Genomic DNA, 20,622 nt, shown 5'->3' with positions numbered 1-20,622 from the left:
CCGTGCCGACGCGGATCGAGCGGCGGCGGGGCTCGCGGGCCGCTGTCAGTTCTGGCGGTGCATGGTCGCGGCGAGATGATGCTGCAGCGGCTGTTCCACCGCCGCCATGCGCAGGGTGTAGCTGAGCGTGTCCCCGGACAGGGTGATGGTGCGCCCGAGCGCGGTGACCGATTTCGCGCTGCTGCTGCGGCCGATCGAGGTCGAGTCCAGCTCGATGCGCAGGCCGTCGTCGTCGGCGACGAGCTCGCCCTCGCAGATCTCGGTGATGCCGGTGGGGTGCGCCAGGATCAGTTCGACCCGGTCCCCGCCGATGGCCCGCAGGTACCCCGTCTCGCTGTGCATGGGCCGTCCGTCGTCGGCGGCGCGGGTGCGCTGGCGATAGGTCAGGAAAGGCCGGCCGACGTGTCCGAAGTGCACTTCCTCCAGGTATTCGAAGGAGGAGATGGTCGGATACTCGCCCTGGCCGCGGCCGCGCCAGCTGCCCAGCAGCGGGGCCAGATGGGCGATGGCGGGGTGGGGTTCGACGGGAATCTGGGGTTCGAGCACGGCGGCCAGCATAGTGGTCCGGCCGCCGCGTCGAGGCCGGTCGGCGCGCGGCGGCGCCGGGATTCGCGGAAAGGGGTCTGGATTGCCCGGTTCGGTGGCGGCTGTCAGCGGCGGCTGGCCCGGCGGTAGCCGTACGCCGCCGGGATGGCGAAGACGGCGATCGCGCCGACCGACCACGCGATGGTCTGGGTCAGCGGCCACGCGACCGGCCCGCCCGCGGACAACCCGCGCATCGTGTCCACGGCCACCGACATGGGCTGATGCCGCACGACGGGTTGAATCCAGCCGGGATAGGCGGCCAGCGGGACGAATCCGGTGCTGAAGAACATGAGCAGCGAGGACAGGATCGCCACCCCCTCGACGAGCGTGGATTTGGCGGTGAACACCGCGATGGCGGTGACCATCGTGGCGAAGGCCAGCCCGAACAGCACCGGGATCCACAGGAAGGCGAAGGCCGCCAAGGGGCCCTGCCGGAAGCGGAAGCCCAGGGCCGTGGCGAAGCAGATGATGACGATGGTGCCGGCGAAGATGCGCATGCCCTCGGCGAGAATGCGCGCGGCCAGCCCGGAACCGCGGTGCACGGGCAGCACCCAGAAGCGCGCGAGCAGCCCGGCGTCGCGTTCGCGCCCGAGCATGACGCCGCTGGCGACCGTGCCCGAAAGCGCCCCGACGAGCGTCACCATGGGCGCGGAGCCGTAGAGGGCGTCGCTGCCGGAGAACTTCTCGATCTGCCCGCCGACCACGATGTCGAGCATGAGCAACAGCAGGCACGGGACGATGAGCGTCTCGAGCAGGGTGATCGGATCGCGGGCCCAGCGCAGCAGCAGCCGGTGGGTCTGAATCCAGGTGTGGCGCACCAGGGCCGGGACGGAGGTTTCGGTGGTGCGCACGATGTCGGCGTCGGCGGGCGCGTCCAGGGTCGCCATGTCAGGACCTCTTCGTATTGAGCCGGACGGTGAAGTAGGCGGACACCACGATGATCGCGGCGGCCCACAGCAGCGGCGGCAGCATCAGTGACCAGGTGACCTCGCCGGCGTTGCCCAGGCTGTCCCCGCCGAGCGCGCGCAGCCCGTAGGCGAACTGCGAGACCGGCTGGTTGCGGACGAAAGGTTCGACCCAGTCCGGGAATTGGGCCGCCGGCGCGAGTCCGGTGGAGAGCATGCCCAGGATCAGCGGCGGCAGCACCAGCATCTGGGTGGTGGCCTCGGGGCTCTTGGTCACGGTGCCGATGACGTCCGCGCCCAGGCAGAACGCCAGGCCGATGAGCATGGCCAGGCCGATGAAGGCCGCGGTGTGCAGGGCCGGTCCCTCGAAGCGGAAGCCGATGACGTACACGCTGATCAGCGCCGACACCAGGGCCACCGCCATGCGGAACATGTTGGCGGACATGCGCGCCGCGGTGGGTACCAGCGGATGCATGGGCATGGCGTCGAAGCGCCGGTCGAGTCCGGAGACCATGTCGGTGGCGGCCCGGAAGGCGGCGGAGATGGCGGTGAACGCCGCCGCCTGCAGGATGACGATGGGCGCCATGAACTGCGCGTAACTGCTGAATCCCGTGCCGGAGAAGGTCATCACGAGATTGAGCGGAATGTAGAAGCTGGCCGCGAAGGTCATGGGCGCGAGGATGGCGGTGGCGATCTCGCCGGTCTTGACGGCCGGCGCGATGAGCCGCCAGGTCAGCACCCACCACTGCTGGACGGTGGCGGGCGTGGCCCGGGCCGCGGTCAGCCAGCCCGCGGGGGCCGTGGTCGCGGCGGTCATACCCGCGCTCCTTCGTCCTCGAGGGCGGGCTCCTCGGCGAGGTGCCCGGTGAGCTTCAGGAACACGTCGTCGAGCGAGGGCCGGCGCAGCGCGATGTCGACGAGTTCGATCTCCGCGCCGTCGAGCCGGCGCAGGGCTTCGGCCAGGGTCTTGGCGCCCGCGGGCGCGGGGACGGCGATGCGGTCCGAGTCCGCGTTCAGTGCGTCGCGATTGGCCTCGGGCAGCAGATCGCCGAGGGCGTCGGCGATGGCGGGCAGATCCTCCATGCGCTGCGGCACGATCTCGCAATAGCTGCCGCCGGTACGGGATTTGAGTTCGTCTGCGGTGCCGCTGGCGATGACCACGCCGTGGTCGATGACGATGATCCGATCGCACAGGGCGTCGGCCTCTTCGAGGTACTGGGTGGTGAGCAGGGTCGTGATGCCGTGTTTGCGGAATCCGCCGACCAGGTCCCAGACCCCTTGGCGGCTACGGGGATCCAGCCCCGTGGTGGGTTCGTCCAGGAACACCACCTCGGGCCGCACCACCAGTCCGCAGGCGATGTCGATGCGCCGGCGCATGCCGCCGGAGTAGGTGCCCACCCGCCGGCCCTGGGCCGCGCCGAGGTCGAACTCGGCGATGAGTTCGTCGGCCCGGGCCTTGGCCGCGCGTTTGCGCAGGCCCATGAGCCGCCCGAACATGACGAGGTTCTCGTAGCCGCTGAGCGCGTCGTCCAGAGCGGCGAACTGCCCGGTCAGCATGATGCTGCGGCGTACGGCCGCGGCCTCGGTGACCACGTCGTGGCCGGCGACGGCGGCGCGGCCGGCATCCGGTGCGATGAGCGTGGACAGGATGTTGACCATGGTGGTCTTGCCCGCGCCGTTGGGGCCGAGGATGCCGAGCACCTCGCCCTGCGCGGCGGTGAAGCTGATGCCCCGCAGGGCATGTACCGCGCCGAAGGATTTCTCCACGTTCTCGACGAATACTCCGTCGCCCATTGTCACTGTCCCTTCCAGGGTTGTCACCGCGCATCTCCCAGGTGGTCGTCCAGGACGCGGGCGATGATCGCGAGCGCGTGCGGTGAGGTCAGCTCGTCATGGCCGGCCTCGATGTCGTGATTGGTGATGGCGCCCGTGATCCAGGGCCGCCAGCCCCCGGGTCCGAAGATGTCCGAGGTGTCCACGGTGGCGCTGAAATACAGTGCGTCGCCGTGGAATACGGGCCGTTGATAGCCGGTGCGGGTGCGGGCGGAGGCGTTGTAGGAGGCCGCCATGCGCTCGAGGGTGACGGCGTCGACCAGCGACACCCCGCCCATGCGCGCGCTGATGAGGTCGGCGGCTTCCTGCGCGGTGGATTCGGCGGGGATGTCCCCGATGCCGAACACCGCGCCGAAGGTGGCGATGAACGAACCGGCGGTGAGCTTCTCGATGCTGTCGCCGTCGATGTCGGTGCTGTCGGCGTCGAGCAGCGCGAGGGTGCCCACCTCGGCGCCGGCGGCCGCGAGTTTCACGGCCACGGCGTGCGCGATGAGCCCGCCGAAGGACCAGCCGAGCAGATGGTACGGCCCGTCGGGTTGCAGGGCGCGGATCTCGGCGACGTAGCGGTCGGCGAAGTCGTCGATGCTGCGGGCGTGCGGATCCCCGGACAGGTCGGGGGCCTGCAGGCCGTAGATGGGCCGTCCGGGCCGCAGCTGTTCGGCCAGACCCAGGTAGGTCCAGGCGATGCCGGAGGACGGGTGGATGCAGAACAGGGCGGGTTCGTCGCCGCCGGGCCGGATGGGCAGGACGACGTCGAGTCCGAGGGCGGAACCGCCCGCGCCCGTGGACGATTCGGCGAGCGCGCGGGCGGCGGCCTGTTCGGCGAGGTACGCGGCCTCGGCGTCGGCGGCCGCGCGGGCCGCCGGGGTGGCCGCGAATTCCGCCGCGGCGGTGAGCGCTTCGAGCCAGCGCTGGGCCAGCTCGGCGATCTCCGCGGTGTCGAACAGGCCGCCCGGGAAGCCGAACGAGGCCTCCAGCCGGTCCCCGACCACCACGGCGTTGATCTCGATCTCCGCGTTCACCGGCACCTCGGGGTGTTCGGTGGCGTGCAGATCGCCGAATTCGTCGGTGGGCAGCCAGCCGAGTCCTTCCAGCCCGGCCGGGATGTCGGCGGTGGCGTAGCGGCCCAGGTAGTTGAAGCCGATGCGCCCGGGCAGGCGGGCCGGGAACCGGTTCGCGGATTCGGGGTCGAGGTAGCGCAGCAGGCCGAAGCCGATGCCCTTACCGGGCACGGCGAGCAGTTGATGTTTGACCGCGCGGATGGCCACGCCCATGGCGGGTCCGCCGGCCAGCGCCTGCCCGACGTCGACGCCGGGCAGTTCCAGGCGCACCGGATACAGGGTGGTGAACCACCCCAGCGTCCGGGACAGATCGGCCCCGGGCACGATTTCCTGTTGGCGCCCATGCCCTTCCATACGCACCAGGACCGGATCCTGTTCATCGGCCCGGTTCCGGTCCGCCCGCCACCGGGCCACCGCGAGGGTCAGCGCGGCGAGCAGGGCGTCCTCGACGGTGCCGTCGAAGAGTGCGGGCAGGGTGGTGAGCAGGGCGGTGGTGACCGCCGCGGGCGCCTGGATGTCGACGGTGCGCACGGTGCCGACCCGGTCGATCGCCGGATCCAGGTCGCGGTCCGCGAGCAGGGGATCCGGTGCGGTCGCGAGCGCGTGCCAGTGGTCGAGTTCGGCCCTGCGCTCGGAGCCGCGCGCCTCCTCGGTGAGGGCGTGCGCCCAGCGCCGCATCGAGGTGCCGGTCTCGGCCAGGATCGGCTGGGCGCCGCCGCGGATCTGGGCCCACGCGGCGATCAGGTCGGGGACCAGGATGCGCCAGGACACCCCGTCGACGACCAGGTGGTGGGCCACCACGATGAGCCGGCCGGCGCGGGTGGCGTCGACCGGGTCGAGCCAGACCAGCTGCAGGACGGTGCCGCGGGCCGGATCGAGCCGGTTCAGCGCCGAATCCAGTTCCGTGACAGCGTATTCGCGCAGTTCCGCGGTCGAGGCCGCGTCGAACTCGATGCGATGCACCAGGGCGTCCACGTCGACGCTGCCGGGCGCGCCGGTGTGCAGCCGCCAGTCGCCGTCGTCGTGAATCAGCCTGGCGCGCAACATGTCGTGGTGATCCACCACCGCGGTGAGGGTGGCCACGACCTGGGCGCGGGTGATGCCCGGGGGCATCTCCAGCACCGCGGTCTGGGCGAAGCGGCCGAAGTCGCCGCCGCGCTCGGTCATCCACCGCACGATCGGGGTCGGCGGGATCTCGCCGACGCCGCCGCCGGGCAGTTCCTCGAGCACCACGCTCTCCCCGGCGGCGTCGGCCAGGGCGGCCAGCGCGGCAACGGTGCGGTGTTCGAAGATCTGCATGGGGCTGAGTTCGAGCCCGCGCAGCCGGGCCCGCGACACCAGCTGGATGGCGAGAATGCTGTCGCCGCCGAGGGCGAAGAACGAGTCGTGCACGCCGACCCGGTCGCGGCCCAGCAGTTCGGCCACGATCTCCGCCAGCGTCGCCTCGCTCGGGGTGCCGGGTGCGCGATATTCGGTCTCGGCCTCGAAAACCGGTTCCGGCAGCGCTTTCCGATCCAGTTTGCCCACCGCGTTGAGCGGTATGGCGTCCAGCACCACGAAGGCGGTGGGCACCATGTAGCCCGGCAGCGCCTCGGTGGCGTGCGCGCGCAGCGCGGCGAGGTCGATCTCGGCTCCGGTCTCGGGCAGCAGGTACGCGGCCAGCGCGGTCGCTCCACCCGGCCCCTGCACCCCGAGGGTGACGGCGAACTCGACGTTCTCGGCGCGGGTCAGCACCGCGTCGATCTCCCCGAGTTCGATGCGCTGACCGCGCACCTTGACCTGGAAGTCGGTGCGGCCCAGGTATTCCAGGCGCGGTGCGCCGAGCGAGCCGGTCCAGCGGACCAGGTCGCCGGTGCGGTACATGCGCTCGCCGGGCGCACCGTAGGGGTCGGCGACGAAGCGGCTCGCGGTGAGTCCGGGCCGGTCGTGGTAGCCGCGGGCGAGGGCGTCGCCGGCCAGGTACAGCTCACCGGCCACGCCCATGGGCACCGGCCGCAGCCGGTCGTCCAGGACGAGGGTGGCCGCGCCGTGGATGGGCCGGCCGATGGTGACCGGCCGATCCGGGCGCAGCACGTCCGAGGTGGTGGCCCAGATGGTGAATTCGGTGGGGCCGTACAGGTTCACGAGCATGCGGCCGGTGGCCCAGCGCGCGACCAGCTCGGGTCCGATCGCCTCGCCGGCCACCGCGAGCACCCGCACGCTGGGCACGGTCGCGGGATCCATGGTGGCCAGTGCGGACGGTGTGATGACCAGGTGGGTGACCCGGTGCGCGGCGATGAGTTCGGCGAGCGCGTCGCCGCCGAACACGTCCGGCGGCGCGACCACCGCGGTGCCGCCCGCGCCGAAGGCCATCAGCGCCTCGAACGCCGAGGCGTCGAAACTCGGTGAGGCGACCTGCAATACGCGCGAGTTCGCGTTCAGGCCGAGCATGTGGTGCTGGGCGCGGACCAGATCGGCCAGGCCGCGGTGCGAGACCGAGACGCCCTTGGGGGTGCCGGTGGAGCCCGAGGTGTAGATGAGCCAGGCCGGATGGTTCGGGTCGATCTCGCCGAAAGGTTCACTCCAGGGCGACATCTCGTCCCAGGGCCGGCGGGCGGGGCCGCTCGGCGCGTCCAGGTGCAGCCACAGGACGCTGTCCGGCAGCAGCGGCCGGTGCGTGTCCACGGTCAGGCCGAGCACGGCGCCGGAGTCGGTGAGCATGTGGTCGATCCGCTCGATCGGGTGGCGCGGGTCGATCGGCAGGAAGGCCGCCCCGGTCTTCGCGGTGGCCAGCAGCGCGATGAGCAGTTCGGCGCTGCGCGGGAGTGCCAGTGCCACCGTGGTTTCCACCCCGGCGCCGGCGTTGGCGAGGCGGTCGGCCAGGCGGTCGGCCGCGGCCTCGAGGTCCCCGTAGGTCAGGGTCCGGCCGTCGGCGATGATCGCCGGGCGTTCGGGGTGGAAGGCCGAGGCCGCGGTGAGCACCTCGGCCAGGGTCGTGTGCTCGCCGGTGCCGCGCGGTCCGCGCAACGGCACCAGGGCGGTGCGTTCGGCGGCGCGCAGCAGATCGATATCGGAGATGCGGATGTCCGGGTCGGCGAGCACGGCGGTGAGCAGGCGCTGCCAGCGCTCCACGAGTTGCGCGGCGGTGGCGGGGTCGAACAGATCGGTGGCGTAGGTCAGGGTGCCCGCCAGGCCGCCGGGTTCGGCGCCGGGCGCCGGATCGCGCAGGTCGAAGGTGAGATCGAATTGCGAGGCGTCCCGCTCGAACGGTTCGACGCTCACCCGCAGGCCCGGGAACTCCAGTTCGGGCAGCGCGAAGTTCTGCAGCGACAGCGAGACCTGGAACAACGGATGGTGCGCGGTCGAGCGCGGCGGATCGAGCACCTGCACCAGGCGTTCGAACGGCACCTCCGCGTGGGCGAAGGCGTCCAGATCCGATGTCCGTACCGCGGACAGGAATTCGCGGAAGCCGTGGCCCGGGTCCACGGGCGTGCGCAGGGCCAGGGTGTTGACGAACATGCCGACGAGATCGTCGAGGGCGGCGTCGCCGCGTCCGGCCACGGCGGTGCCGATCACGACGTCGGGGGTGCCCGCGAGCCGGGACAGCAGCACCGCGACGGTGGCGTGCACGACCATGAACAGACTGGTGTCGGTCGCGGCCGCCAGCGCGGCCAGCCCGCGGTGCGCCTGCGCGTCGATGCTGAAGGGCAGGTCGGCGCTGCGCAGCGACTGCACGGCCGGCCGGGGCCGGTCCGCGGGCAGCTCGAGGACGTCGGGGACACCCGCGAGTCGCTGCGACCAGTACGTGATCTGCTGTGCGGCAGCAGATTCCGGGTCCTTCTCATCGCCCAGCAGTTCCCGCTGCCACAGCGCGTAGTCCGCGTACTGCACCCGCAGCGGCGGCTGAGTGGCGCCCGCGCCCGCGGTGCGGGCGAGGTAGGCGCCGACGAGATCGGTGGCCAGCGGGGCCATGGACGCGCCGTCGGCGCTCACGTGGTGCACCACGAGCACGATCACGTGGGTCTGGGGCACGTCGGTGAGCCGGAACAGCCCGACCCGCAGCGGGGTCTCCCGGGTCAGGTCGAAGCCCGATCCGGTGAGTTCGGCGATCCGTTCCCGCAGGGCCGCACCGTCTTCGGTGTCCTGAACGCCGACGCGCGGCGCGGCGGCGTCCACGCTCACCACCACCTGGCGCGGACCGTCCGCGTCGGCGGGATAGACGGTGCGCAGGGTCTCGTGCCGGGTCACCACGTCGACGACGGCCGCGTGCAGCGCGTCGGTGTCCAGCGCGCCGGTCAGGCGCAGCGCGGCGGTGATGTTGTACGCGCCGGAGGTGGGATCCATCCGGTTCATGACCCACATGCGTTGCTGGGCGGGGGAGAGCGGGATCCGGTCCGGCCGGATGCGCGCGGCCAGCGCGACCCGTCCGGGTCCGTCCCCGGCGGGTACGACGCGGGCCGAGAGCTGCGCCACGGTCGGCGCGTCGAACAGATCGCGCAGCGCCACGGTCGCCCCGAGCGCGGCGTTCACCCGGGCCACCACCTTGGTGGCGCTGAGCGAGTTGCCGCCGAGTTCGAAGAAGGACCGGTCGATCGAGACCTTCTCCACGCCCAGCACGTCGGCGAACACCTCCGCCACCGCCGTCTCCACCGGGGTGCGCGGGGCCAGGTACCGCTCCTGCAGACTGGTGAAATCCGGTGCGGGCAGGGCGGTTCGATCGAGTTTGCCGACCGGGGTGAGCGGCACGTCGTCGAGTTCGATGATGTAGCTGGGCACCATGTACCCCGGCAGCGAGGACGCCACCCGGGTGCGCAGCAGTTCGGTGTCCAGCGCCCCGGGCGTGCCCGTGCCGACGACGTAGGAGACCAGCACGGTCTGCCCGCCCGGTCCGGGGGTGCCGAGGGTGGCGGCGTACTCGATCTCGTCGTCGGCGTTGAGTACGGCGTCGATCTCGCCCAGTTCGATGCGCAGACCGCGGATCTTCACCTGGAAGTCGCTGCGCCCCTGGTATTCCAGCTCGAGCCGGGAGCCGTCCGGGCCCTTGGTCTCGATCCAGCGCACCATGTCGCCCGTGCGGTACATCCGCGAGCCGGGCGGGCCGTACGGATTGGTGACGAACCGCGTCGCGGTGAGCGCGAATCGGTTGAAGTATCCGCGCGCGAGCGCCGGGCCGGTGAGGTAGAGCTCGCCGGTGATCCCGACCGGCACCGGGCGCAGCCAGGTGTCCAGCACCATGGCCGCCGCGCCGCGAATGGGGGATCCGATGGTGATCTGCTCCCCGGGCAGCAGCTCGCCCGGACCGGTGGCCCACACGCTGAATTCCGTTGGCCCGTAGAGGTTCACCATGCGCCGACCGGGCGCCCACGCGGCCACCAGTTCGGGTCCGGCGGCCTCGCCGGCCACCGCCAGATTCACCAGATCGGTGAGTCCGGCCGGGTTCATGGTCGCCAGCACCGAGGGGGTGATGACCGCGTGGGTGACGCGTTCGGTGCGCAGCAGTTCCTCGAGTTCGGCGCCGCCGTAGACGTCCGGCGGTGAGATGACCAGCTGCCCGCCCATGGCGTGCGCCATGAGCATCTCGTGCACCGAGGCGTCGAAGCTCGGGGACGCCACCTGCAGCGGCCGCGAGGTCTCGTTGAGATCGAGCAGGGTCTCCTGGGAGGCGGCCAGATTGGACAGGCCGCGGTGGCTCAGCAGCACGGCCTTGGGCTTGCCGGTCGAGCCGGAGGTGTAGATCAGGTACGCGACCTGGCCGAGGGTGATGGGCCCGCCGCGTTCGGCGTCGGTGATCGGCGCGTCGGACACGGTCATGACGCGGCGGATGGTCGCGAGGTCGTCCAGCAGCAGCCAGTCGATGGTGCCCGGCAGGGTCTCGCCGACCGCGCACACGGTGACGCCGATGGGTGCGCGCGAATCGGTGAGGATGTGCTCGATCCGCTCTACCGGATAGTTGGGGTCCAGCGGCAGGAAGGCCGCGCCGGTCTTGGCCAGCGCCCACACCGCCACGATGGATTCCACCGACCGGGTCAGCGCCAGCACCACGAACACCTCGCGGCCGACGCCGCGGCGCAGCAGCACCCGGGCGAAGCGGTTGGACCAGGCGTCCAGGTCCCGGTAGGTCATGGTGAGGGTGCCGGAGCTGACCGCGATGCCGTCCGGGTTCACCCGCGCGCCCGCGCCGAGGATCTCCGGCAGCGTGCGCATGGGCACCGGTTCCGCGCCGCGGACCGGCAGCAGCGCCCGGCGTTCGGCCGGTTCGCAGTGCTGCAGTTGCGCGACGCGGCGTCCGGGCTGCCCGGCGATCTGCTCGAGCAGGTGCGTGAATCGTTCCAGCAGCCGCCGCGCCGCCGCCTCGGGCAGCTGGTCGGCCATGAATTTGATGGTGAGCTGCAGGCTTTCGGCGCCGTCGGCGGCGCGCTGCGGAATCACCATGAGGTTCAGTGGATACGGGGTGGCGTCGGTGCCCGCGACGTCCAGAATGCGCATGCCCGCGATATCGAGTGCGCGCGAGAGGGTTTCGCGGTCGATCGGGTAGGACTCGAAGACGGTGAGGGTGTCGAAGAGCTCGGGCAGCCCGACCGCCTGGTGGATGGCGGCCAGTCCGATGTGCTGGTGATCCAGGAGCCGGGCCTGTTCGGTCTGCACCCGCGCGAGCAGATCGCCGACTCGCTCGCCCGGATCCAGGCGCACCCGCACCGGGAGCGTGTTGATGAACAGCCCCACCATCTCCTCGACGCCGGCCAGCTGCGGCGGCCGCCCGGAGACGGTGCCGCCGAAGACGACGTCGGTGCGGCCGGTGAGCATGGCCAGCAGCAGCGCCCACCCGGCCTGCACGGCGGTGTTGACCGTCGCGCCGACCCCGCGCACGGTGGCCTCGAGCCGGGACAGCGACTCGGGGCCGAAATCCACCGACACCATGCCGGATTCGGTGTGCGAGATGCCCGCGAGCGTCGGCACGGACCGGGTCGGGGAATCCACCCCGGCCAGGGCCTCGCGCCAGGCGTCCATGGAGGCGGCGTCGTCCTGCTCGCCCAGCCAGGCCAGGAATTCACGGTACGAGTGCGCAGGCGGGCCGTCGAAGGTCTGGCCGGTGACGGCGGCGAGGTAGCCGGCGAGCAGTTCGCGCACCAGCAGTGGCGTGGACCAGCCGTCCAGGATCAGGTGGTGGTTGGTCATGAGCAGCGTGTACGCCTCGTCCCCGGTGCGAATCAGGCTGAAGCGCACCAGCGGCGGCCGGGCCAGATCGAAACGGGTGCCCGCGTCCACGGCGATGAGCCGTTCCAGCTCGCGGGTGCGCTCGGCGGTGTCGCCGAGCGCGGTGAGATCCAGGTCCTGCCAGGGGATTTCGTCGACCGCGGTGAGCAGCTGGCGCGGCCCGTCCGGGGTTTCGACGAAGGCCACCCGCAGCACGTCGTGCCGCCCGAGCAGGGCGTGGGCGGCGGCCCGCAGGCGCGCGGCGTCCACCCGGCCCGCCAGCGAGAGCCGCGTCTGCACGGTGTAGCCGTCGGCGGTGTCGGTGTCGTAGCGGGCGTGGAAGAGCAGCCCGTACTGCAGGGGCGAGAGCGGCCACACGTCGGCCAGGTCGGGGTACCGGGTTTCCCAGTCCTCGATGTGGCGCTGCGACACCGGCACGAGCGGGAAGTCCGAGGGGGTGTGCCCGCCGGCGTCGCCGCCGCGCGCGTGCTCGGTCAGCGCGGTGAGCGCCCGCGCCCACAGCCCGGCGAATTCCTCGACCTGGGCTGCGGTCAGCACCTGTGCGGCATAGGCCCAGGTGACCTCCAGCCCCGCGTCGGTGCGGAAGGCGTTGATGTCCAGGACCGCTTCCAGTGGCGCGTCGTCGTGCTGGGTCGCCGCGAATCGGCGTGGCAGCCAGGGGGTTTCGTCGCCGGTGCCCTCGGCGCCGCCGGTGCGGCCCAGGTAGTTGAAGCTGAGCTGCGGCACCGGCGCGTTCGCGAAGTCCGCGGCGACCTCGGGCACCAGGTAGCGCAGCATGCCGTAGCCGACGCCCTTGTCCGGGATGGCCCGCAGCTGTTCCTTGACGGTCTTGAGCGCGGTGCCGGCCGCGGGCCCGCCGGCCCACGCCTCGTCGAGATCGATCTCGCTCAGGTCCAGCGCGACCGGGTACACGCTGGTGAACCAGCCGATGGTGCGGGAGATGTCCGCACCGGGCAGGATGGCCTCCTCGCGGCCGTGGCCCTCCAGGGTGAGCAGGGTGTGCCGGGTGTCGCGCCACCTGCTCGCCGCCATGGCCAGTGCGGTCAGCAGCGCGTCGTCCACGCCGCAGTGGAAGCGCTCGGGCACCAGTTCCAGTGCGGCCGAGGCGGTGTCGAGGTCGATCACGGTCCGCACCTGCCCCATGGTGGCGGCGGTGTCCACGGCGCGATCGAGCGCGCGGTCGCCGAAGGGCGGGTCCGGGGTCTCCATGATCCATTGCCACAGCGGCATTTCCGGCAGTCGCCGCGCGGCCTGCTCGCGCTGGCCGTGCGCCCAGCGCCGGAACGAGGTGCCGATGGGCGCGAGATCGCCGCCCAGCCACGCGGTCGCCAGGTCCGGCAGCAGGATGCGCCAGCTGACCCCGTCGGTCACCAGGTGGTGCAGCACCAGCCACAGCAGCGGCGAGTTCTGCTCGCGCTCGATGAGCACGAAGCGCGCCATCACCCCGGCGGCGGGATCGAGCAGGTCCGCCGCCCACTGCAGTTCCGCTTCCCCGTCCCCGCCGTTGAGCGCGGGGACGACCTCGATGAGGTCCTCGGCGCGCACCGAGCCCGGCGCGCCCACGATCCAGACCGGGTCCTGGGAGTCGCGCGGCAGATCCGTGCTGCGCCGCAGGGTGCTGCGCAGCAGATCGTGCCGGTCCAGCAGGGCCTGGACGGCCACGGCCAGCCGGGACCGATCCACGTCGGCGGGCAGGCCGACGAGCACGGCCTGGGCGAAGCGCGGCCAGGTCTCGCCCTGCTCGAGCATGGCGTGCACGATCGGGGTGAGCGGCACCTCGCCCGTGCCGCCGCCCGCCAGTTCGTGCACCGCCGGTGCGCTGACCTCGGTGGCCACCGCGGCGAGGGCGGCAACGGTCTTGTGCTCGAACACATCTCGCGCGCGCAGCGACAGTCCGGCGGTCTTGGCCCGGGCCACCAGCTGAATGGCGACGATGCTGTCGCCGCCGAGTGCGAAGAAGTTGTCGTCCGCGCCGACGTCGGCGATGCCGAGCACCTCGGACACGATGGCGGCCAGGGTGACCTCGCGCGCGGTGACCGGGGTGCGGCCGCTGCGCGCGGCGGAGCCGAAGTCGGGCGCGGGCAGCGCGCGCCGGTCCACCTTGCCGGCCGGGGTGAGCGGCAGGGTGTCGAGCACCATAACCGCCGCGGGCACCATGTGCGCCGGAAGGTGCTGGGCCACGGTGGCTTTCACGGCCTCGGGATCGATCTCGGTGTCGGCGAGCGCGAGCACGTAGGTCGCCAGCGCGGTGGCCCCGCCGGGGGTGGTCGCGCCCACGGTGATGGCGGTGTCCACGCCCGGATGCCGCTCGACCGCGGCGTCGACCTCGCCGAGCTCGATGCGGAAGCCGCGCACCTTGACCTGGGTGTCGCCGCGGCCGCCGAACTCCAGCTCGTACCCGTCCCCGCGCCGCTGCCAGCGGACCAGGTCGCCGGTGCGGTACATGCGCTCACCGGGGGCGAAGGGGTTCGCGACGAACCGCTCGGCGGTGAATCCGATGCGCTGGTGATAGCCGCGCGCGAGCCCGGGCCCGCTCAGATACAGCTCGCCGGTCACCCCCGGCGCGACCGGCCGCAGCCAGGCGTCGAGCACCACCGCGCGCATGCCGCGGGTGGGCGCGCCGATGGTGACGGGCTCGCCCGGGGTCAGCGGCGCGCTCAGGGTGGCGGTGACGGTGGCCTCGGTCGGCCCGTACCCGTTGATGACGCGGCGCCCGGCCCAGCGCGCGGTCAGTTCCGGCGGGCAGGCGTCGCCGCCGACCACCACGGTGCGAATCCGCGGCAGGGTGGCTGGATCCAGCGAACCCGCCACGGCCGGAGTCACATTCAGGTGCGTGACCTCGAGGGTGCGCAGCACGCGGGCCAGGTCCTCGCCCGCGTAGGCGGCCGGGGGCACCACCGCCACGGTGGCGCCGACCGCGAAGGTGACCAGTAGTTCCTCGACCGAGATGTCGAAGCTCGGGGAGACCGCGTGCGCCATGACCGCGTCGGCGGCGACGCCGAAGGCCGAGCCGGAGCCGGACACCAGATTCGCGAGGCCGCGGTGGGTGACCCCGACGCCCTTGGGCAGGCCGGTGGACCCGGAGGTGTAGATCAGGTAGGCGAGCTGATCGAGCCGGACCGGGCGCACCCGGTCGGCATCGGTGATCGGCGTGGCGTCGGTCCCGGCGAGCTCCTTCTCGGTCTCCTCCGCGTCCAGCACCAGCCAGCGCACCCGGTCGGGCAGGGCGCCGCGCTCGGCCGCGACGGTCAGCCCGGCGACGACGCCGCTGTCGGTGAGCATGTGCTCGATGCGATCGCGGGGGTACTTCGGGTCGACCGGGACGAAGGCCGCGCCGGTCAGCGCCACCGCGCACATGGCGAGCACCGATTCCGCCGAGCGCGGAATCGAAATCGCCACCGCGCGTTCGGGTCCCGCGCCGGCCGCGATCAGGATGCGGGCCAGCCGGGTGCTGTGCTCGAGGAGTTCGCGATAGGTGAGGGCGCTGCCCTCGACCCGCAGCGCGATGGCGGCGGGGTCGATCTCGGCCCCGGTGGTGAGGATCTCGGGCAGGGTGCGCGGCCGCGCGTCCGCGGGGCCGGCGGCGGGCACCAGCCGGGCGCGCTCGCCCGCGGCCAGCGCGGTCACCGCGGCCAGCGGCTGACTCTGCCCGCCCGCCAGGAAGCGGTGCAGGAAGGCCAGGAACCGCTCGTGCAGACCGGCCAGCTCGTCCTCGCCGTAGCGGTTCGGATTGGCCTGGAAGTCGATGTGGGTGCGTTCGCCGCCGATGCCGGGGTAGACGTTGACGAACAGGTCGTCGATCAGGCCGGAGGTGAGCACGTGCAGCCGCCCGGTCACCCCGCCCAGGCGGATGCGGGTGTCGGCGAGCATGAGGTTGACGGTCGGGCCGAAGCTGGCGACCTCGTCCATGGCCCAGCCCAGGTCGCGCAGGATGTCCTCCTGCCGGTACCGCTGCCTGCGCAGGGCGGCGGTCAGCTCACCCTGGGTGGCGCGGATCAGTTCGCCGGCGGTGGCGAGCGGGGCGGGGTGCAGGCGCAGCGGCACCACGTTGGCGACCATGCCGCCCGAACGGCGCAGGGTGGCGGTGGTGCGGCCGGAGACCGGCAGGCTCAGCACGATCTCGCCGGTGCCGGTCATGGCGCCCACGAACGCGGCGAAGGCCGCGACCACGACGGGCGCCGCGCTGGTGGACAGTTCCGCGGTCACCGCGTCGAGCAGCGCGGCGGTCTCGGCGGGCAGCGCGCCGCTGAGCAGGCGCGGATGGGCGTCCACGGCCCCGGTGCGCCTGCCCAGGTTCGCCGGTTCGGCCATACCGGCCAGGTGCTCGCGCCAGTAGTCGCGGTCGGCCTGCAGGCGGTCCGAATCACGGTATGCCACATCGGCTTCCACGATCTTCTGCAGCGGCTCGGCCCGGCCGGGCGGCACCTCGAGCCCGGCCGCGGTGGTGTTGTAGATCTCCGAGGTGCGCTGCAGCATCGTGAGCGCGCCGACGCCGTCGAGCAGGATGTGGTGCAGGCGCGAGTACCAGTACCAGCGGTCGGGCGCCAGGCGCAGCATGGCCACCGTGCAGAGCCGGTCGCGGGTCAGGTCCAGGGGCGCGGTGTACTCCGCGCGCATCCACGCCTGCGCGGCGGCCTCCGGATCGGGGGCCGCGCTCAGGTCGATGGTGAGAATGCTGTCGTCGAGGTCGGTGTCGACGATTTGCCAAGGCAGATCGTCGATTTCGAGCAGGCGCAGGTAGCCGGTGCCGAACTCGCGGCCCGCCCGGCGGGCCGCCTCCGCGAGCAGTTCGATGTCGACCGCCCCGTCGAACTCGACGTACTGTGCGATGGATATGGGGGTGTCACCGGCCAGATGCTGGGCGAACCAGATGCCGCGCTGGGCCGCGGACAGTGCGAATGCTGCGTGGTCGGAGCTGGCGGCAGAGCTGGAATCCATGAAACATCCTGCGTGTCAAAGAAAGCGGAACCGAGAGCGCGGAGTACCGGGGGCCGGGGTCAGGAGGCCCGGCGGGCCCGATGCAGTTCCGCGTCGGTCAGCGGGGCGTCCGAGCCGGTGAGGTACTGCAGCAGCGTGGAGCGCTCGTCCAGCACCAGGACGCGGCGGGGATCGGCGAAGCGATCCAGGCCCTCCCTGGTGGTGATTCCGAAATCGACACGGGCCGAGGTCTTCTCGGTGGTGAAGGGCACCGCGGTGGCGCCGGTCTTGGCGATGGCGCGGCGGGCGACGATCGATTCCAGCTGCGGGGTGGCGGCAATGGCGACCCGGGTGCCGGGGCGGGCCCCGAGGGCCAGCAGCATGCGGGCCATCCGGTTGGACCACCGATCGAGTTCGGCGTAGGTCAGGGCGCAGTCGGCCGCGCTGTAGGCGATGGACGCCGAATCGGGGCGAGAGATGGTCGCGGTGGCAGCGTGCTGCTCGCTCGCTCGCTGGGGAACGAGGGTGATGGCGGGCGATTCGACCGACTTGCACATCGTTATCATCCTCTCGGAAATGCGACTGTGTGGTGCTGTTGGGGATGTATCCAACTGTCGTCGCATCCGGTTCGATCCAACAGCGACCTCAGTGCTGCCGATCACCGCTCCGAGGGTGATGCTTCCCCCACCCCAGGGTGGGTGGAAGCCTCGTTACTCGCGTCTGCCCAGCTCGTCCCGGCTCTCCTCGATCATCGTGATGGAATCGCGCGGGCTCAGCGCCATGGCCCGGAGCTGGTCGAACATGACCCCGTAGCGGCGCACCTCGGGGTGGCCCTCGATCAACTCGTCGCTGGCGATGCCCTCGACGTAGACCAGTTCCGGGTCGGCGGGGTCGGGGAAGTCCAGCAGGGTGAAGGACCCGAGCATGCCGGGGTGCGCGCCGGCGTCGAAGGGCAGGATCTGCAGGATCACGTTGCGTTTGTTGGTGTGGTCGAGCAGCAGGTCGAACTGTTCGCGCATGACCTCGGGGCCGCCGACCAGGCGCCGGACCACGGCCTCGTCCAGCACGACCCAGAGCTCGAGCGGGTCGTGCTTGGTGAGCACCCCGGCGCGTTCCTGGCGGGCCTGGATGCGCTGGTTCATCACCTGGTCGGAGATCTTGGGCATGGTGGTCTGGTAGACCGCGTTGGCGTACGCGGAGGTCTGCAGCAGCCCGGGCACGTAGCTGGCCTGGAAGAACCGCGCCGAGAGCGCCTCGGCCTCGAAGTTGATGTACGCGCCGTACACCTCGGAGACAGCGTCCTCGAAGGAGCGGGCCATGCCGGGCTTGAGGGCGTCGACCAGCAACTGCAAGGCATCTGAACGCTGGGGTTCGGCGATACGGTACAGATCCAGCATCGCGGTGAGGGTGCGGCGCTGTGGCCTGGCCTGCGCCGTCTCGATGCGGTAGAGCGTGGTGACGTTGATACCGGTTTTGCTGCTCACCACCTCTTTGCTGAGTCCGGCGGTCTCTCGCATCTCGTGCAGCATCGCCGCGAGGCGGCGCAGACGGACGGTGAGCACGGTGCGCTTGCCTGCCATGACAAACCCTTTCGCTTAGCGCACTACTTAGAACGCACTGTTGCGTTCTTGCATTTGTAAGAGCATGATTCGGCTAGCCTATTCGTGAACAGCCGATCCGATGAGCGGTATAGCTGAAATCCGGAGACCAATCATGTTGGTGCTATTAGTGATGCAAGCGGGCACGTACGGGGAGTTCCGATGACCATGTCGATAGCCGGCGTCCTGCCGACCGCGCCGCAATTGCTCTGCGCGTTCCAGGGCAGGCGATTTCAAGATCGAGTCCTGTTGCGTTCAGCGCATGCGCTCGCCGAGTTGCACGAACGTCGCGGCCAAGTCCGAGACCCCATGCTGGTCACCGAGATCGATTGTCGCCGGGGCGAACTCGTTGACGATATCAACGATTGGGTGGAACAGGAACTGCCGCAGCACCGTAACGGCGCCGCGCTGCACACCGAGAGTCTGGGCGCGGTCGTCGATCGCATGGCCCGGAGCTGGGTGGAAGCGAATCAGGTGATCGATCACGAAGGCGCGGGCAGCGACAATACCCATAAACACTGGTACCACCTCGCCGAGCTGGTGGACGGTTACACTGATCTCGTAATCGACGTGGCCGGTGGCCGGCGTCGTTTGCCTGAACAGTGATTCCGCGCACCGCGTTCGCCTGCGTTGCCACGCAAGCGCATTGACGCAATCGACGCGTGCGGCGGAGCATTGTAGCCAGCGGTGACGTCAACCAGGTCGCGCTATCGGACCAGTAGCGCACCTGTACCGCGGACGTCGCCCGCCTCCAGACGGCGGGCGCAACGGGGCGCCCCGCCCGGCGTGCCGCGTGGTCGACTGGCGCGGCACGCCCGTCCGGGATTCCCCTCAGCCTGACACACCCGGCGAAAGCCCGGGTGGGAAAAGGCATTTCACAATGGGTCGATCGAGCTCGGCAGGGGATGACGAGTTCGGTAAGGGGGCGATGCCGTGCTGTACACCGGAGTAACCGCGGGTGATCAGTTGTACGCCCGGGCGGCCCAGGGGGCCTTTCGGATGGCGGAGGCGCCCGCGCGGCGCTGCGCCACCCACTTCCTGCGCTTCGCCGACTCGCTCGATCCGCAGGTCGAGCGGGCTCGGCGGCTAGGTGGCGCCAGCGGTTGGGGCGGATTCGACTCCGCGCGGCAGCTGGGGCGCGGGTTCGAGGCCAAGGCCGCCGATTTCACCGAAACCCTCACCGGACTTCAGGATTCCGCGCTGCGCATGGCCGCGGCGTATCTCCTGGCGGCCGGCCTGATCCGCGACGCGGACGATTCCCACTCCCGTGCGCTGCTGGCGGCGGCCGCGGACCTGGATTTCCCGGGCTGATCCCTCCCCGGGGAAATAGTTGGGCCTAATACCGACCATTCGGTATTAGGCCCAACTTCCCAATTCGCGGAATTGTGTTTCAGTGCGGGTTCGCGCCGCTATTCGCGGGACTCGAAACGAGTGTTTCACTCACGCGTGGATAGTCACTGTATCCGCGTGCGTCGCGACCGTACAGAAACTCCTCGCGCAGGGGTGCCAGCGGCAATTGGTGTGCGATCCGGTGCACCAGATCCGGGTTGGGTATGAAGGCCCGGCCGAAGGAGACGGCGTCCGCGGTCCCGTCGGTGAGCACGCGCTCGGCCTCGGGGGCGGTGGTGGGCGTGCGGTTCTCGCCGACGTTGGCGATGAGCGTGCCGCTCCAGAGCGGTCGCAGGTCGGCCAGGGCGGCGTAGGCGTCGTCGTCGGTGAGGTGCAGGTAGGCGAGTCCGCGCGTGTTCAACTCGGCTACCAGGTGCCGGTACAGCGGCGCCGGGTCGCGCTCGATCATGTCGAACTGCGGGTTGCCGGGGGACAGGCGGATCGCGGTGCGGTGCGCGCCGATGGCGGCCGCCACCGCGTCCACGATCCGCAACGGCAGGCGCACGCGGTTCGCGATGGACCCGCCGTACTCGTCGGTGCGCAGGTTGGTGTTGTCGGCCAGGAACTGGTGCAGCAGATAGCTGTTCGCGCCGTGCAACTCCACGCCGTCGAATCCGGCGGCGACGGCGTTGCGGGCCGCGTCGGCGAAGTGGTCGACGACGGCGTCGATCTCTGCCGCGGTCATCGCCCGCGGCACGATCGGGTCGGCCTTGCCCCCGGCGATGAGGTGCACCCGCTCCGGGTCGACGACCGCCGACGCGCCCGCGGGCACGCTGCCGTCGATCCGCGCCAGCGGGTGTCCCTTGCGCCCGCCGTGCATGAGCTGAGCGAAGATCCGACCGCCCGCCGCGTGCACCGCCTCGGTGACCACGCGCCACGCGCGCACGTGTTCGACGGTCTGTAGTCCGGGCACCCACGCCTCGCTCTGACCGCTGCTGTGCGGCCAGATGCCCTCGGTGACAACGAGTCCGGCGGTGGCGCGCTGGGCGTAGTAGTCGGCGACGTCGGCGGTGGGGGAGCCGTCGGGGTGCGAGCGCAGCCGCGTCATGGGCGACATGATCACCCGGTTCGGCAGGAACAGGTGGGGTCCGCGATATTCGGTCAGCAGCATCATGCCGGTACCGTAGAACCTGACATCAA

10 protein-coding genes are annotated in these 20,622 nt (G+C 71.2%); 2 read left to right on the top strand and 8 right to left on the bottom strand.

Annotation, left to right across the window (positions count from 1 at the left end):
• Positions 1-45: 45 nt before the first annotated feature.
• The 7 genes from ACWDOP_RS13225 to ACWDOP_RS13195 all read right to left on the bottom strand — a co-directional run bounded on the left by ACWDOP_RS13225 (position 46) and on the right by ACWDOP_RS13195 (position 18,075).
• Positions 46-558 (bottom strand): peroxynitrite isomerase, encoded by a 513-nt coding sequence (locus ACWDOP_RS13225; protein WP_456345244.1) that lies wholly within the window; start codon positions 556-558, stop codon positions 46-48.
• A gap of 92 nt (positions 559-650) precedes the next feature.
• The gene (locus ACWDOP_RS13220) at positions 651-1,472 is read right to left on the bottom strand and encodes an ABC transporter permease (protein WP_454208310.1); all 822 of its coding nucleotides are present in this window, start codon (positions 1,470-1,472) and stop codon (positions 651-653) included.
• Between the two features lies 1 nt (position 1,473).
• The gene (locus ACWDOP_RS13215; RefSeq protein ID WP_456345243.1) at positions 1,474-2,307 is read right to left on the bottom strand and encodes an ABC transporter permease; all 834 of its coding nucleotides are present in this window, start codon (positions 2,305-2,307) and stop codon (positions 1,474-1,476) included.
• On the bottom strand, positions 2,304-3,284 hold the full coding sequence (locus ACWDOP_RS13210; RefSeq protein WP_456345242.1) for an ATP-binding cassette domain-containing protein: 981 nt from the start codon (positions 3,282-3,284) through the stop codon (positions 2,304-2,306). The genes ACWDOP_RS13215 and ACWDOP_RS13210 overlap by 4 nt, the downstream gene beginning before the upstream one ends.
• A gap of 23 nt (positions 3,285-3,307) precedes the next feature.
• Positions 3,308-16,516 (bottom strand): amino acid adenylation domain-containing protein, encoded by a 13,209-nt coding sequence (locus ACWDOP_RS13205; protein WP_456345241.1) that lies wholly within the window; start codon positions 16,514-16,516, stop codon positions 3,308-3,310.
• A 59-nt stretch (positions 16,517-16,575) separates the two neighbouring features.
• On the bottom strand, positions 16,576-17,052 hold the full coding sequence (locus ACWDOP_RS13200; protein WP_456345240.1) for an AMP-binding protein: 477 nt from the start codon (positions 17,050-17,052) through the stop codon (positions 16,576-16,578).
• A 153-nt stretch (positions 17,053-17,205) separates the two neighbouring features.
• On the bottom strand, positions 17,206-18,075 hold the full coding sequence (locus tag ACWDOP_RS13195) for a helix-turn-helix domain-containing protein (protein ID WP_454208305.1): 870 nt from the start codon (positions 18,073-18,075) through the stop codon (positions 17,206-17,208).
• 264 nt (positions 18,076-18,339) lie between these two features.
• Between ACWDOP_RS13195 and ACWDOP_RS13190 the strand changes: the two genes are divergently transcribed.
• Positions 18,340-18,699, top strand: coding sequence for a DUF4254 domain-containing protein (locus tag ACWDOP_RS13190; RefSeq protein WP_354989989.1), 360 nt, complete (start codon positions 18,340-18,342; stop codon positions 18,697-18,699).
• A 327-nt stretch (positions 18,700-19,026) separates the two neighbouring features.
• Positions 19,027-19,404, top strand: coding sequence for a hypothetical protein (locus tag ACWDOP_RS13185; protein WP_456345239.1), 378 nt, complete (start codon positions 19,027-19,029; stop codon positions 19,402-19,404).
• 79 nt (positions 19,405-19,483) lie between these two features.
• Here the strand turns inward: ACWDOP_RS13185 and ACWDOP_RS13180 are convergent, their stop codons facing one another.
• The gene (locus ACWDOP_RS13180) at positions 19,484-20,596 is read right to left on the bottom strand and encodes an alkene reductase (RefSeq protein WP_456345238.1); all 1,113 of its coding nucleotides are present in this window, start codon (positions 20,594-20,596) and stop codon (positions 19,484-19,486) included.
• Positions 20,597-20,622 lie beyond the last annotated feature (26 nt).

Source organism: Nocardia sp. NPDC003693 (genome assembly GCF_053981095.1).
The sequence above is the reverse complement of the archived record's forward strand: the minus strand, read 5'-3'. Positions and strand labels throughout refer to the sequence as shown.

What these genes read in the sequence shown, in the direction of transcription:
- ACWDOP_RS13210 (WP_456345242.1), bottom strand. Translation starts at nt 3,284, where the DNA reads ATGGGCGACGGAGTATTCGTCGAGAACGTGGAGAAATCCTTCGGCGCG.
- ACWDOP_RS13215 (WP_456345243.1), bottom strand. Translation starts at nt 2,307, where the DNA reads ATGACCGCCGCGACCACGGCCCCCGCGGGCTGGCTGACCGCGGCCCGG.
- ACWDOP_RS13220 (WP_454208310.1), bottom strand. Translation starts at nt 1,472, where the DNA reads ATGGCGACCCTGGACGCGCCCGCCGACGCCGACATCGTGCGCACCACC.
- ACWDOP_RS13225 (WP_456345244.1), bottom strand. Translation starts at nt 558, where the DNA reads ATGCTGGCCGCCGTGCTCGAACCCCAGATTCCCGTCGAACCCCACCCC.
- ACWDOP_RS13180 (WP_456345238.1), bottom strand. Translation starts at nt 20,596, where the DNA reads ATGATGCTGCTGACCGAATATCGCGGACCCCACCTGTTCCTGCCGAAC.
- ACWDOP_RS13205 (WP_456345241.1), bottom strand. Translation starts at nt 16,516, where the DNA reads ATGGATTCCAGCTCTGCCGCCAGCTCCGACCACGCAGCATTCGCACTG.
- ACWDOP_RS13195 (WP_454208305.1), bottom strand. Translation starts at nt 18,075, where the DNA reads ATGGCAGGCAAGCGCACCGTGCTCACCGTCCGTCTGCGCCGCCTCGCG.
- ACWDOP_RS13200 (WP_456345240.1), bottom strand. Translation starts at nt 17,052, where the DNA reads ATGTGCAAGTCGGTCGAATCGCCCGCCATCACCCTCGTTCCCCAGCGA.